Source organism: Bacillus sp. S4 (assembly GCF_040838205.1).
GTDB classification, from domain to species: Bacteria; Bacillota; Bacilli; order Bacillales; family Bacillaceae_G; genus Bacillus_A; species Bacillus_A cereus_U.
Genome location: NZ_JBFPJI010000069.1, coordinates 1 through 14,680, shown reverse-complemented (window position 1 = coordinate 14,680; position 14,680 = coordinate 1). Strand labels below are relative to the sequence as shown.

The window sequence follows — 14,680 nt, the reverse complement described above, 5'->3', positions numbered from 1 at the left end:
CTGTTATATTATTTGTAAAGTGTCCTAACTGAGTATTAAGGATTTGTACATTGTTTGTAATTTTGTTGTTTTCTGTACTATACAAAATAAGTACTTTTGGCTTGGGTGATGTTTGTGCAGAGATATGTATAGGAAAGAGTAGTAAAATGCTAAAAAAGAGTAGTAGGAATTTTTTCATTTATATATGCTCCTAGTCTATATAGAATTCAATTTACAATTATATACAATAAATGAGTTGTAGTCCATGTAAGTTACATTTTTGTACGTATTTACCAACTGTTTTTTCGCAAAATCGGTCTAAAGCATGATGATAATATGTATAGTTATTTGCTATGATTGAAGGGTAAGAGAATGATAGAGTGTAGGTAATTGTAAAGGGAAGGCTGAAGGGGGACAAATTTCAGCGGAGAAAGAGGTAGAGGTAGTGAAGAAATTCTTTGTAGGATTTTTAGTTGTTCTTGGAGTGTATTTATATTTCCAAGGAAAGTCTGAAGGAATGGGTAAGCTAATGAATGAAACAAGCTATGTTGATTCAGAAGAAGTAAAACAGATGAAACAAATCATTATAGAGGAAGCAAAGAAAGTAAACCTTCCGGAATGGATACCTCTTACAATTGCCGAACATGAAAGTAGGTTAAATCCAAGAAGTGTTGGAGATAACGGAACTTCATTCGGATTGTTTCAATTACACCGCGGTGGTGGGCTTGCGCCAGATCATTTAACTGATGAAGAGCTGAAAGATCCACGTATAAATGCACAAATTGCAATGCCGCATTTAATGAAAGGTTATAAGCGCGGGGTGCAAAAAGGTTTGACTGATTTTGCATTACTGAAATATATAGCGAATACATCTGGATGGCCAGGGAATTTAGGACCAGAGTGGACGGATAACAATATGAAGTATAACATCGGATTAGAGGATGTATACTATCGAAATAAAGGTGTAATAAAAGAGTAGGTTTTCTATACCTACTCTGTTTTTTTATGAATAATTTCATCCTTTTCTCTCGTGAAATACTGCACTAGTTGTATTTTCACATCTTCTAGTTTTGTAGAAACTTGTGGTATTTTATATCCTACATACAACGGTGAAACTACAAATCTGGGAACAACTTTACAAATGATTTTCCTGTTTAAGTGATAGAAGAATAAGTTATAACTACTACACCCTTTGTGGAAATCTGTCAGTATGTAACGTACAGTTTGCTGAATATAATTTGCCATTTCATCTATAAATGCAATATCTTCAATGATGATATTAAATTCAGTAAAGCCGATAATAGGACGCTCTGAAATATTGAGTTCAATGCGTTCATTTTTTTGAACAATTACCCCTTGGAAATTTGCTTCCTCAATATTTTCAAGATAGTCTACATGTTTCATTCCGATAATTTGCATATGTGCATGATGCAAACTTCCGCCTGAAAATGGACCATGATTTTTGTATAAAATCACAGAAGTGAATTCTTCATTTTCCTGTAAGTTTAACCAATGGAGAATAGAGAAGCGAATTAGTTTTCTCATATGTTCTTCTGTATATGTTGCGATATGGTCTTCGCAATTATCTGTTTCGATTAGCACGGTTTGAAAGGTATCCTTTAATGTAGGAAATTTATTTTTTAACCAAATAATAGAGCCCTCAGTTGCTAAAATATCCGTTAAATTTTCTCTGTCACAAAAAGGACATGCAGCGCTTCTGTTCCGAATGCTTTCTGGTTTTTGTTTACCGATATCGTTTAAAAAATATAGTTGTTGTGTATCCATTTGTATATGCCCCTTTAAAATATATGTAAAAATCCCGCTTAATACATTCGGGAAAAGGAGAAGGAAATCCTTTAAAGGGAATAGGGAAAAATAAAAGACAAGATATCCTCATTGCAATAGGGTACCTTGTCTTTTATTTTTTCTTTAATAGTGTGTATGGATAATATAGAGCATTTTCATTTTGTTTCTTTTTTCTATTTTTTATTGTGTATAAGGCAATTGCTGTACTTGCGATTACAATAATGGCTTTCTTCATATTCATATACCCCTTTTTATTGTTGGTTTAATTCTTGGCTAACTGCTTTCGCATCAACTAAAGCATGTAAGATCATTTTTACCATGTTCATCATAGTTCTTTCCTCCCTTTTATAGTTCGTTTAGTTCTTTTACAACTGCTTGTCCGTTCACTAATACCTCAAAGATTGCTTTTACGATTTCTTTCATCATGATTGTTTCCTCCTTGTTTTTGTCTCTCTTGTTTACATCTTTATTGTATAGGGAGGCATCTTTTCGTACTATCGCTTTCCATTACGTGAACATAACAGTTTTGTAAGATTTGATGTCACTTATTGAAATGTTTAGTCTATCTTCATTATTTTCAGAAAAATGACTATTCAAACATAAATCGGGGAAGTATAATAAAGAAGTAAGTATTAAATTCCGTACGAAAGGAGTGAATGAGATGAAATGTTCTTTAGCTACGCGCGCAAAATTTTTAGATTATATCTATATTTGTCGTGCGATTTTTCATGATGCAGTTGTTAACGGGATACGTATGCCCTTTTTTAACAATTGCATAGTAGCTATTGAACGATAGAAGTCTCTTCACCCATTTTTGATAAACGTGTGAAAAGGGAGCTATTTGGCTTCCTTTTTCTATGACAAAAACCATGGGGAATGTTTCTTTCCCATGGTTTTTTATATTGAAAGGAGTACGGAAAATGACAATTTGCAGTGTAAATAATGTAAAGAAATCTTTTGGTGGAAACATCATATTTGAAAATATATCGCTTGAAATAAAGAATGGAGAACGTATTGGATTAGTTGGTCGTAACGGTAGTGGGAAGACAACTATCTTTCAGCTTCTAACAGGAATGGAGAGTTTGGATGCAGGAGCCATTCATATGAAGAAAGGTACATGCATCGGTCATGTAGCACAAATTCCAAAATTTAATAATGAAATGAATGTATATGATGTATTAAGCTCCGCTTTTAAAAAGGAAAAAGAGTTGGAGATAGAAATGCATGCTTTAGAAAAAAATATGGCGGAAGAACAGGAATCATCTGCTTTACAAAAATTGATGGAGAGATACGGAGTAATTCAAGAAAGGTACGCGTTTCTCGGTGGTTATGAAATAGAAGCGAATATTATGAAGGTAGCAAATGGTCTACAGGTGACGGAACTATTTCCAAGATCATTTATGGAGTTAAGTGGTGGAGAACAAACAAAAGTAAGCCTTGCGTATATGCTATTGCAGAAACCAGATCTACTTTTGTTAGATGAACCAACAAATCATTTGGACTTATTTGCAGTCGAGTGGTTAGAGCAATTTCTAAAAGAATATACAGGAACAGTTATGGTCATTTCGCATGATCGCTATTTCCTTGATGAAGTTGTAACGAAAATTTTTGATTTAGAAGATGGAGAAATTCACGTATATCATACGAACTATTCACAGTTTGTTGAGGAAAAGGAAGAAAGGCTGCTTCAAGAATTTCAAGCGTATCAAGAACAGCAAAAGAAAATAAAGAAAATGAAAGAAGCAATTAAGCGTCTACGTGAATGGGCAAATCAAGCGAATCCGCCGAATGAAGGATTGCATAAGAGAGCCAGAAATATGGAACGTGCATTAGAGCGCATAGAGAAACTAAAGAGACCCATTTTGGATAGAAAACAGATGGGACTTCAGTTTGAAGGGCAAGAGAGAAGCGGGAAAGATGTTGTTGTAATGAAAGAAGTGAGTAAAGGATTTGATGAACGATCTTTATTCGAGAAAGTAAATTTGCATATTCGTTTTCAAGAGCGCGCAGCTATCGTTGGACGTAATGGTACAGGAAAGACTACGTTATTAAAACTATTACTAAAAGAAATGCAGCAAGATGCTGGAGAAATTCGGATTGGTAGTAGTGTGAAAATCGGTTATTTATCGCAACATGCGTACGGGAATATGAAGAACAATGTATTGGAAGCTTTCAGAGATTGCGTGGCTGTAACAGAGGGAGAAGCAAGACATATATTAGCTCGTTTCTTATTTTATGGTCCAGCTGTTTTTAAGAAAGTAACGCAACTTAGCGGTGGAGAAAAAATGAGGTTAAGGCTCGCGCAACTTATGTATCAAGATGTTAACTTTCTTATTTTAGATGAACCGACGAATCATCTTGATATTGAATCAAGGGAAGTTTTAGAGGAGGCCCTTGAACAATATAATGGGACGATTTTAGCTGTTTCACATGATCGTTATTTCTTAAATAAATTGTTTGAAAAGACATATTGGATTGATGAGCACAAATTATTTGAGTTTGCAGGGAACTATGCATGGGCTCGTCAAAAGTGGGAAGAAAGAATTGAGAAACAAGTAGTAAAACAGAAGCAGCAACAGCAAGGGAATAAAGCGTTAGAAGTAATGCCTATAAAAAAGAAGAAGTCTAGGGATTTAGAGGCAGTTGAAAACGAGTTAATGCATATAGAAGAAGATATATATGCACTCGAATGTAAAATGGAAAATGTAGTTGATGTTGAAATGCTTGAACAATTATATGAAGAAAAAACGAAAAAAGAGTTTTTACGAGCGGAGTTATATAATGAGTTAGAGAATATTGTGGAGTAAAGAGTAGAAAGCTAATTCCTTTCAGTTTTGCTGAAGGGATTAGCTTTCTTTTTTATAATAATATTTTACGTAAAGGATAAAGTGAAACTTTAATCAGTGGGGGGTGTTCATCCCCCACTGATTATTAGTTGAACCAATCGGGCGTTTACGGGCAGTTAATCCCCCATCTAACTTCTTTACTCCAGCCGAATTTTGAGGTGGGAGTTTTACTGCCCGTTAATGCGGGATAAATAAAAAATGTGTTTCACGTGAAACAGTAATTTTGATAAATCTTTGTTACGCAATTTGCATAGGTTGAGAAACATACGAAAGAAGGAAAATAAACGTTATTAGAAGTGTTTTTGATAAGAGTAATTACAAAAGTATTGGCTAATTATTTCCCAAGACATAAGTGTGTGTAATAGAGACTTGGGGATTGAAGATAAAAAAGAAAGCAGAGTTACAGCTTTACGCGCTGAACTCTGCTTTCTTTTTGTGTGGTATCTTCCCTCGTTGAAATTATAATAGCGATCCCGAGCATAATAAAAAAAGCTAAAAAGAGGACGAACTTTGGGAAGAAAGGGAATAGTAATAACGCCCCGACTATCATGATTGTTAATAATACATAGTGCAGGACATATTGGAATAGGTTGTCCATATTTTCGCCCCCTTCTTGGTAGTTAATTGTTATTATTCTATGCGGGACTATTAGGTAATAGAAGGTGTTTTTTATTTTTTAAAAGAAATCAATTAGCCAGGATTGACATAACTAGTGAAAAGGAATAATCTTGAAATTAATTCATACTATTTTTATGTGAAAAATAAGAATAGTTACAGAAAGGAGCTTTATGTTACTACTCAATTAGAAAATAGGAAAGTAAGGGTGAGAATTATGCGAAAGGTCTTTAAAGGGTTATTTGCTACGTTTCTTAGTACATCGGTTTTATTAGCAGGATGCGCTCAAGAAGAGACAAGTACAAATAAAGCAACAAAGATGCCAAAAGTGAAAGATGAATTTATTAAAGCGAGTGACAAAGTAAAAAGTCCAGCAAAGGCAAAGGAAAGAAAAGATACTTTTGTAATTGGAATGCCGAGCCCTGGCGGGATATTCCTTCCGCATTTCATGGAGAATGGATGGGATGGCAATATAACGCAAGCTATCTTTGCTCCTCTTGTTGGACTGGATAAGGAAGGAAAACCAATCCCGATTCTAGCGAAGAAGTGGGATATTTCGGAGGATCAGCTTACATATACGTTACATTTGAAAGATGATGTAAAGTTTAGTGATGGTTCGCCGTTAACAGCGGACGATGTAGCATTTACATTAACGTTACTACATGACCAGACATATAGCGGAGCAACTGATATAAGTCAAACAGCAATAAAGGGTGGGCAAGCATATAAAGAAGGAAAGGCTACATCTATTGAGGGGATTCAAGTCATCGACCCGAAAACAATTACGATTACAACTGAAAAGGTAAATGCCCAAACATTATCATTAATTGGTGGAGAAGTTATATCAAAAGCTTATTACGGTAAAGAATATAAGCAAGGAAATTTAGAGTATTTAAAAGAGTTATACGGAAAACCGATGGGAGCAGGAGCTTATAAACTAGATAAATATATTCCAGGTCAAGAAGTTCGTTTTGTAGCAAATGAAAATTATTTTGAAGGTAAACCGAAGATTGAGCACTTTATTTATAAAATTACAAAAGGTGATACGAATTTGCAACAATTTCAAGCGGGAGAAGTAGATTATGATGGCTTCACGACAAATGCGGAAACGATTGAGCAATTAAAAGAGCTAGGTTTCGCTAATATTAATGTGTATACAGGAAGTTCTTACGGCTATATTAAAATGAATTATAAGAAGCCACACTTTAAAGATAAACGTGTACGCCAAGCGTTTATTTACGGATTAGAGCGCCAAAAAATAATTGATACGTATTTCCAAGGTTATGCTTCACTTGTTAATGTACCAATTACACCAGTTTCGTGGGCGTATACAGAAGAAGGAATCAATAAATACGAATATAATTTAGAAAAAGCGAAGAAATTGCTCGATGAAGCTGGCTGGAAAGCTGGGTCAGATGGTATTCGTGAAAAAGATGGCCAAAAATTGAAGGTAAGTTATTTTGCTTCTTCTGCAAGTAAAATCAATGATGTGATGATCCCCGTTATGAAAGAGGATTATAAAAAGATTGGGGTAGATTTCAACCCTGAATACATGGACTTTAATACGATGATTTCCAAGGTAATTAAAGGAAATTATGATTTAGCGATGGTCTCCACACCGATGATTGATGATCCGAGCGGAACAATTGAGGAGTTTGTTTCGACAAGTAAGCGTAATTATGATGGATATCATAATCCGAAAGTAGATGAATTAGCTAAGCAGGCATTAGAAACATTGGATATTGAAAAACGAAAAGAAATCTATAAAAAACTATATCAAGAGTTAAGTGAAGATCCACCTGTTATTTTCTTAAACAATAGTAAAGTCGTTTCTGCTCACAACGCACGAATTCAAGGATTACAAGAAGATAACTATAATGGTATATTGTTAAGTTTACCTAAATTGAATATTGCTCAATAATTTTTGGAGAACTCTCAAAATATTTATATAGAAATAATTGACAAAATATACTGAAAGATATAAGCTAATAACCATAAAGTCTACCGGAAAGGTCGGAATAAGATTGTTACCCCTCAAAAACATCTGTTTTTTTACGTTGAAAACCGACTTTTCCGATTGGCTATAAAATGTTGCTGTGGGAGGCATACATAAGGCAAGCAGTTCATAAGGTGTAATTATTAAAAAAAAGTTAGGGTGGGGACAATGAAGAAAAAGACAAAAAAATGGGCTGGTTTATTTTCAGTATTACTGAGTAGTTCGTTTGTGTTATCTGCTTGCGGGGGACAGGAGGATACGGCTTCTACAGAACCAGTTAAACAGCAAGATTTAAAAAATATAAAAATCGAAAAGATTGCTGCTACAGATAAGACGAAAGTGCCTGACAAAGCAAAAAGTCGAAAAGACACGTTAGTTGTTGGGATTAGTAAACCAGGTGGTGTCTTTTTACCATACTTCCAGCAAAATGGCTGGGATGGAAATGTAACTTCTGTTATTTTTGCATCTCTTGTATCGACAGATAAACAAGGAAAACCAACTCCAGAATTAGCTGAGAAGTGGGATGTTTCCTCTGATCAGTTAACATATACATTCCATTTACGTAAAGATTTAAAATTTAGTGATGGTTCACCGTTAACAGCGGATGATGTAGCGTTCACATTGACGCTTTTACATGATAAGGCATATGAGGGTGAAATGGATATTTCTCAATATGCTGTTAAAGGCGGAAAAGAATATAAAGAAGGTAAAGCAACTTCTATTGAAGGAATTCAAGTTGTTGATCCACAGACAATTAAAGTTACGACTGAAAAAGTTAATTCCCAGACACTAACTGCTTTAGGTGGCCCAGTGTTATCAAAAGCTTATTATGGAAAAGACTATAAACAAAATACAAGTTTAGATTATTTAAAAGGGTTATATGGAAAACCGATAGCTGCGGGCCCATATAAATTTGAAAAGTATATTCCTGGTCAAGAAGTTCGATTTGTAGCAAATGAAAATTATTATGCAGGTAAACCGAAAATTCCAAACTTCATTTATAAAATTACTGCTGGTGATACGAAGCTTCAATTATTCCAAACAGGTGAGGTTGACTACACTGGCCTAGGTACTGGTGATGAAGTTCTTGAACAAGCGAAAGGTTTACAATTCGCGAATATTCAAATCGAAACAGCAGCATCATTTAGTTATATTTATATGAATAATAATAAGCCGTACTTAAAGGATAAAAAGGTTCGCCAAGCACTTATTTATGGGTTAGATCGCCAAAAGTATGTTGATACAGCATTAAAAGGGTACGGTACAGTAGCTAGTGTACCAATCCATCCAACTTCTTGGGCTTATACGGAAGAAGGAGTTAATAAATATGAATACGATAAAGAAAAAGCGAAAAAATTATTAGATGAAGCAGGGTGGAAAGTTGGTTCGGATGGAATTCGTGAAAAAGATGGTCAAAAATTAAAGCTTTCTTATTTCGGCCCAAGTTCGGCTAAGGATAGTGATTTATTAATTCCAATTGCGAAAGAGAATTATAAAGAGATAGGTGTAGAATTTAATCCTGAATTTATGGACTTTAATACTATGCTGTCTAAGGTAAATAAAGGTGATTATGATTTAGCTTCTGTTTCGACACCGATTACAAGTGATCCAAGTGAAACAGCTGGTGAATATTTGTCTAGTGCAAATGAAATTAGCCTTGGTTACAAGAATGCAAAAGTAGATGAGTTAATTCAAAAAGGTATTGAAACGGTAGATATTGAAAAACGTAAACCAATCTATAAAGAGCTGTATAAAGAATTAAGTGATGACCCACCAGTCATTCTATTAAACTACCGTAGAACAATTACGGGTTATAACGGGAATATAAAAGGAATTGACCCTGAAAAATACAATAGTATTAGTGCAAACTTACCAGTATTATCATTTGAAAAATAACGATAAGAATGTATAAGTAGAAGGCATTTTTTCATCCGGCAATTAATAGTGCCGCTTTGAAAAAATGTTCTTCTATTTTAAGCATAAGATTGGAGAGAAAAAGGGTGAAAACATATATCATTCGTAGGTTGTTACAAATGATTCCTACATTGTTGGGTGCGTCAGTTATTATCTTTTTTTTGTTCGCGCTTCTTCCAGGTGACTATATTGATTCAAATCCAAAGATTACACCACAAAGAGCTGCGGAGCTTAGAGAGCTATATGGTTTAAATAAACCAATTGTTGAGCGATATTTCCACTGGCTAGGTAATGCATTGCAGGGGGATTTTGGTTTTTCTCTTCAATATCAAGAACCTGTAACATCATTGTTAAATAAATTCATATGGAATTCATTTATTGTTGCGGTTATTGCATTGTTCTTTATTTGGCTAATTGCACTTATTATCGGTGTATTTTCAGCAACAAAGCAACATTCCTTATTCGATAAGCTTGTAACAATTGGTGTTTTTGCAGCGATGTCATTTCCTTCATTCTTTATCGGTTTGTTTTTAATTAAAGTGTTCGCGGTTGATTTAAAGTTATTACCGATAGGCGGGATGATTGATGTTGGCAGTAATTCGACTGGACTTGCTTACGTAATAGAGGTTTCAAAGCATATGGTTTTACCGGTGTTTATTTTAACTCTCCTTGGAGTAGGCTCATTAACTCGCTATTTTAGAACGAGTATGTTAGAAGTTGTAAGGCAAGATTATATTCGAACGGCTAGAGCAAAAGGTTTAAAGGAGAAGACTGTTATTTATAAACATGCATTAAAAAATGCAATTTTACCGGCTATTACATTGCTTGCATTTGAGTTACCAGGATTGTTTTCAGGGGCAATTATTATTGAACAAATTTTCAACTGGCCAGGTATCGGCAATATTCAATTAGAAGCGCTTAATTTCCGTGATTATACAGTATTAATGGCATTTACGATGTTTCTTTCTTGTTTAACAATTGTTTCAAACTTTTTAGCGGATGTTGTATATGCAGTTGTTGATCCACGTATTCGGTTGAAGTAAGGGGGGAAAGAGATGGAAACTGTTACAGCAATTACAGAGAAAAAAGCAAAAAAGAAAAGACGGAATGAATCATCACCGTGGAGGCAAGCTTTTAAAAGGATAAAGAAAAATAAGATGGCACTTATAGGGTTTTATGCATTAGTTTTTATGTTTTTATTTTGTTTTATCGGTCCATTCTTTTCACCGTATGCATCCGGAAAAATACAAGTTGCGCTAATTAACAAACCACCTAGTTTTTCTCATTGGCTTGGTACAGATCAATTAGGAAGGGATATTTTAACAAGGCTTATGCAAGCGGGGCGGATTTCATTAACAATTGGCTTAGCTTCAATGGTTTTATCAGTTATACTAGGAGCTTTATTAGGAGCTATTGCAGGTTTTTATCGTGGCATCGTCGACAATATTATAATGCGTCTTGCAGATATTTTAATGTCGATGCCAGGATTACCCTTACTTATTATAATGGGAGCTATTTTATCAGAATGGAAAGTACCATCTGACTATCGTCTTTATGTCATTATGATTATTTTAAGTTTAGTAGGTTGGCCAGGGCTTGCACGTCTCGTACGAGGTCAAATTTTATCGCTTCGAGAACAATCGTTCATGCAGGCTGCTGATGTGTTAGGAATAAAAGATTACCGCAAAATTGTATATCATTTAATCCCAAATGTTTTACCAATATTAATTGTTGTATCAACATTAGGTGTTGCGGGTTCTATATTAGGAGAGTCTGCACTAAGCTATTTAGGTCTTGGTGTCGTTCCACCTACACCATCGTGGGGGAATATGATTAGCGCAGCAAACTCATTAATTGATTTCCAAAAGCGTCCTTGGTTATGGATTCCACCCGGTTTTGCAATTTTTATAACAGTTGTATCAATCAATTTACTGGGCGATGCACTTCGTGATGCATTAGATCCAAAGATGAAGCGGTAGGTGAGGAAGCATGAGTAAAGCAGTAGTAGAGATAAAGGATTTACAAACACACTTTCAGACGGAAGAAGGGACAGTAAAGGCTGTTAATCATGTTAGCTTTTCAGTTCGGGAAGGTGAAACAGTTTGTGTAGTAGGCGAATCAGGTTGCGGGAAAAGTGTAACGGCCTTATCTATTATGGGACTTATTGCTGAATCTGGCGGCATCGTTGGTGGCGATATTCTTTATGAAGGAAAAAGCCTTTTAGGAATGAAAGAGAAAGAACTTCGTAGTTTAAGAGGAAATGATATTGCGATGATTTTCCAGGAACCGATGACATCGCTTAATCCAGTCTTCACTGTTGGAGAGCAAATTGTTGAGACGTTAAGAGAGCATGAACTACTTAGCAAAAACGAAGCATACAAAAAAGCAATTGAATTAATTCGTAAAGTTGGTATTGCTCGTGCTGATGAAATTGTCCATTCTTATCCGCATGAACTGAGCGGTGGAATGTTACAACGTATTATGATTGCTGTTGCACTTAGTTGTAATCCAAAGTTATTAATTGCAGATGAACCGACAACAGCTCTTGATGTTACGATTCAAGCGCAAATATTAGACTTATTAAGACAAGTAAAAGAGGAATTTAAAACGTCTATCTTATTAATTACACATGATCTAGGTGTTGTAGCGGAAATGGCCGATTACGTTGTTGTTATGTATGGTGGTAAAGTCATTGAAGAAGCTCCAGTAGTAGAGCTATTTCAAAATCCTAAACACCCATATACGAAAGGGTTGCTAAAATCAAAACCAGTAATGGGGAAACGAACAGATAAACTTTATTCTATTCCAGGGCAAGTTCCAAATTTAGTTGGCTTAGATGAATTTTGCTACTTTAGTGGTCGATGTGAACATTGCATGGAAATATGCAAAAATGAAGCGCCAAATCTTAATGTGCATGATGAGGATCATAAAGTAGCTTGTTGGTTATATGAGGAGCGTGCTGGGCAATGAGTGAACCATTATTAGAAGTGAAGAACTTAAAAACGTATTTTCCGATTAAGGGCGGCGTATTTAGTAGGACGATTGGACATGTGAAAGCGGTAGATGGGGTAAGCTTTACAATTGATAAAGGAGAAGTGTTTGGCCTTGTAGGAGAGTCTGGAAGTGGGAAAACGACGATAGGGAAAACAATTCTCCGTCTCGTTCAAAAAACAGAAGGTGAAGTGAAATTTAAAGGTCAAGATGTTCATGCTTTCTCAAAAGAGGAGCTGAGAAAGCATCGTCCTAATATGCAGCTCGTCTTTCAAGATCCATTTAGCTCATTAAATCCAAGAATGAGAATTGGAGAAGCGCTTGGTGAGCCAATGTTGGCTCATGGGCTAGCGACGAAAGAAAATGTCCGTGAAAAGGTGATAGAAGTATTGGAGTTATGTGGTTTAGCGCCGTATCATATTGACCGGTACCCTCATGAGTTTTCTGGTGGGCAACGTCAGCGTATCGTTATTGCAAGGGCAATGGTATTAGATCCAGAATTTATTGTGGCTGATGAGCCTGTCGCGGCGCTAGATGTATCTATTCAAGCGCAAATCATTAATTTGTTTAGTGAATTACAGGAGAAGAAGGGACTATCCTATTTATTCATTTCACATGATTTAAGTGTTGTAGAGCACTTATGTACGAAAATTGGAATTATGTATTTAGGAACGATTGTGGAAACAGCGCCGCGTGATGAGCTATTTGCAAATCCGCTTCATCCATATACAAAAGCATTATTATCAGCAGTACCAATACCTGATCCAACGGTTAAGCGGGAACGGATTATTCTAGAGGGGGATATTCCAAGTCCTGCAAATCCGCCATCAGGTTGCCGTTTTCATACACGCTGTCCGTTTGCTACAGATGTTTGTAAAACGAATGTACCAGAATTCCGTAATGTGGGCGAAGATCATTTTGTTGCTTGTCACCATGTGTAAAAAAAGGACTCTTTCAAAAAATGAAAGAGTCCTTTTTTTATTTACTAGATGAGGTTTGTTTCAATACAAATTGCTCGATTGCATGAGCAACACCATGTTCGTTGTTTGTTAATGTTACAACGTCACATAGTTTTTTTACATCTTCTTCGGCATTTCCCATTGCTATAGATAAACCAGCAACTTGTAACATTGGCACGTCATTAAAGTTATCGCCGATTGCAACAGTATCTTCAATTGGTATATTGAAATAAGCTGCCATTTCTTGCAAACCATTGCCTTTATGACCATGCTTATCCATAATTTCTACATTAGTAGGAGCTGATGCCGTAACTGAAATGTCCGTATCTTCTTGTAAAGTTTGTAATAGCTGTGAACGATGAGCAGCATTAAATGTTAAAATGAAGAATTTAGATATTTCTAATTCTGGATTATTTACGACATCCTCTATTTTTTGGAAATCAGTAATTAAGTTAGATTTCTTTTGTTTTTCTGTAATTCTTTCAAGTTCCTCAAGTGTAACATCTAGTGTATGTTTATTTTCTTCGAATGCCTGCATGACTTGACATTGCCATGTATAAGGAGAATAAACCCCTTTATTTGTGTACAACTTATATGGGAAACCCTCAGATTCTAGTAATTTTGCAAGCTTGTATACTTTATCATTTTGTAAACAACGCGAGTTAATTACTTTTCCGTCCACATAAACAATTGCCCCATTGCTTGCTCCAACTGGAAGAGATAGTTTATATTCTTCCAATAATTTCAAAGCATCCTCTTTCGCACGGCCAGAACAAATCATTACAATATGACCAGCTTCTTTTGCGGTTTGGATAGCTTGTAAGTTCTCTTTGGAGATTTCAAGATTAGATGATAGTAGTGTACCATCCATATCTAGTGCGATTAATTTCAAAATGACCACCTCTTTGTTTCCATTATACATAGTTATATAGAGGAAACATATAAACTTATCTTGGAAAGATAGTATTTTATCCCGCATTAATTTGCCAGTAAAAGCTCGATTGGTGAGGGGGAATAATCAGTAGGGAATGGAACCCTTGCTGATTAAAGTTTCACTTTGTTTTGTAACAAAATAGAGATGAATAATATTATATTTCGCTTTATGACCGTAATGTTACACTAGTGTTACGAACATGATTGTAGTAGAAAACGCATTAAAACAAGGTTTTTGAGTGTTTATTTAAAAAAACGTAAAAAAAGTGTAATAAAATTTACGTAATTATATTGCAACGTAATAATACTTATGTTACATTAATGTTACAAACGTTACGTAATTAATTTCAATGTAACGTTAATATGAAAACTATGAACTAATCATTTCTTAGAAATTACATATAGATAACTTATAAAAAGGAGAATGAATGATATGAACAACGAGCAAGTATTAAACGTAACAAAAGGTGACTTCTTAGGATCAGCAAGCGGAGCAGTAGTATTAACAGCATTAATCGTATTTCTTTCAAGCGTATTAGTATAATAGAAGCTTTGTAACAAAAATAAGAGAAGGGAGAATGAAAATTATGAACAACGAGCAAGTATTAAACGTAACAAAAGGTGACTTCTTAGGATCAGCA

15 protein-coding genes and 1 pseudogene are annotated in these 14,680 nt (G+C 35.1%); 11 read left to right on the top strand and 5 right to left on the bottom strand.

Translation table 11 applies throughout. The annotated features are described in order from the left end of the window. Positions 1 to 178 (bottom strand): annotated as a pseudogene (locus tag AB3X48_RS22070) (DUF2334 domain-containing protein); the annotation flags it as partial. 246 nt (positions 179 to 424) lie between these two features. Between AB3X48_RS22070 and AB3X48_RS09990 the strand changes: the two are divergent. Next, positions 425 to 958, top strand: coding sequence for a transglycosylase SLT domain-containing protein (locus tag AB3X48_RS09990; RefSeq protein ID WP_002159554.1), 534 nt, complete (start codon positions 425 to 427; stop codon positions 956 to 958). Positions 959 to 969: 11 nt separating this feature from the next. Here AB3X48_RS09990 and AB3X48_RS09985 read toward each other — a convergent pair whose 3' ends face one another. Both AB3X48_RS09985 and AB3X48_RS09980 read right to left on the bottom strand, forming a co-directional pair. Next, a complete protein-coding gene (locus tag AB3X48_RS09985; protein WP_016103348.1) occupies positions 970 to 1,764 on the bottom strand; it encodes a DUF4931 domain-containing protein in 795 nt (264 codons plus the stop codon). A gap of 133 nt (positions 1,765 to 1,897) precedes the next feature. Further along, complete coding sequence (locus AB3X48_RS09980) at positions 1,898 to 2,026, bottom strand: hypothetical protein (RefSeq protein WP_002029408.1); 129 nt, start codon at positions 2,024 to 2,026, stop codon at positions 1,898 to 1,900. Positions 2,027 to 2,446: 420 nt separating this feature from the next. Between AB3X48_RS09980 and AB3X48_RS09975 the strand changes: the two genes are divergently transcribed. Both AB3X48_RS09975 and abc-f read left to right on the top strand, forming a co-directional pair. Then, the gene (locus tag AB3X48_RS09975; protein ID WP_000650295.1) at positions 2,447 to 2,581 is read left to right on the top strand and encodes an RAxF-45 family protein; all 135 of its coding nucleotides are present in this window, start codon (positions 2,447 to 2,449) and stop codon (positions 2,579 to 2,581) included. 124 nt (positions 2,582 to 2,705) lie between these two features. After that, positions 2,706 to 4,592: a ribosomal protection-like ABC-F family protein gene (gene abc-f, locus AB3X48_RS09970; protein ID WP_002124786.1), complete on the top strand. Its 1,887-nt coding sequence runs from the start codon at positions 2,706 to 2,708 to the stop codon at positions 4,590 to 4,592. Positions 4,593 to 5,031: 439 nt separating this feature from the next. Here abc-f and AB3X48_RS09965 read toward each other — a convergent pair whose 3' ends face one another. Next, the gene (locus AB3X48_RS09965; RefSeq protein WP_000369259.1) at positions 5,032 to 5,229 is read right to left on the bottom strand and encodes a hypothetical protein; all 198 of its coding nucleotides are present in this window, start codon (positions 5,227 to 5,229) and stop codon (positions 5,032 to 5,034) included. A 234-nt stretch (positions 5,230 to 5,463) separates the two neighbouring features. On the opposite strand from AB3X48_RS09965, the gene AB3X48_RS09960 reads away from it, so the two are divergent. The 6 genes from AB3X48_RS09960 (at position 5,464) to AB3X48_RS09935 (ending at position 13,088) form a co-directional block, all read left to right on the top strand. Further along, positions 5,464 to 7,167: an ABC transporter substrate-binding protein gene (locus AB3X48_RS09960; RefSeq protein ID WP_033714552.1), complete on the top strand. Its 1,704-nt coding sequence runs from the start codon at positions 5,464 to 5,466 to the stop codon at positions 7,165 to 7,167. Positions 7,168 to 7,410: 243 nt separating this feature from the next. After that, positions 7,411 to 9,138 carry an ABC transporter substrate-binding protein gene (locus AB3X48_RS09955; protein ID WP_016103350.1) on the top strand — a complete coding sequence of 576 codons (1,728 nt, stop codon included), beginning with the start codon at positions 7,411 to 7,413 and terminating at the stop codon, positions 9,136 to 9,138. A 104-nt stretch (positions 9,139 to 9,242) separates the two neighbouring features. Then, a complete protein-coding gene (locus tag AB3X48_RS09950; RefSeq protein ID WP_016103351.1) occupies positions 9,243 to 10,199 on the top strand; it encodes an ABC transporter permease in 957 nt (318 codons plus the stop codon). 12 nt (positions 10,200 to 10,211) lie between these two features. Then, positions 10,212 to 11,135: an oligopeptide ABC transporter permease gene (opp4C, locus tag AB3X48_RS09945; protein WP_002063509.1), complete on the top strand. Its 924-nt coding sequence runs from the start codon at positions 10,212 to 10,214 to the stop codon at positions 11,133 to 11,135. Positions 11,136 to 11,145: 10 nt separating this feature from the next. After that, positions 11,146 to 12,126: an ABC transporter ATP-binding protein gene (locus AB3X48_RS09940; RefSeq protein ID WP_016103352.1), complete on the top strand. Its 981-nt coding sequence runs from the start codon at positions 11,146 to 11,148 to the stop codon at positions 12,124 to 12,126. Continuing rightward, on the top strand, positions 12,123 to 13,088 hold the full coding sequence (locus AB3X48_RS09935; protein WP_016103353.1) for an ABC transporter ATP-binding protein: 966 nt from the start codon (positions 12,123 to 12,125) through the stop codon (positions 13,086 to 13,088). The genes AB3X48_RS09940 and AB3X48_RS09935 overlap by 4 nt, the downstream gene beginning before the upstream one ends. Positions 13,089 to 13,125: 37 nt before the next feature. On the opposite strand, the gene AB3X48_RS09930 is transcribed toward AB3X48_RS09935, so the two are convergent. After that, complete coding sequence (locus AB3X48_RS09930; protein WP_016103356.1) at positions 13,126 to 13,998, bottom strand: Cof-type HAD-IIB family hydrolase; 873 nt, start codon at positions 13,996 to 13,998, stop codon at positions 13,126 to 13,128. A gap of 465 nt (positions 13,999 to 14,463) precedes the next feature. Between AB3X48_RS09930 and AB3X48_RS09925 the strand changes: the two genes are divergently transcribed. Together AB3X48_RS09925 and AB3X48_RS09920 are read left to right on the top strand one after the other, a co-directional pair. Further along, on the top strand, positions 14,464 to 14,583 hold the full coding sequence (locus AB3X48_RS09925) for a DUF3948 family protein (protein ID WP_002009865.1): 120 nt from the start codon (positions 14,464 to 14,466) through the stop codon (positions 14,581 to 14,583). Between the two features lie 34 nt (positions 14,584 to 14,617). Beyond that, the coding region (locus AB3X48_RS09920) for a DUF3948 family protein (protein WP_141490871.1) at positions 14,618 to 14,680 on the top strand (63 nt) is incomplete at its 3' end.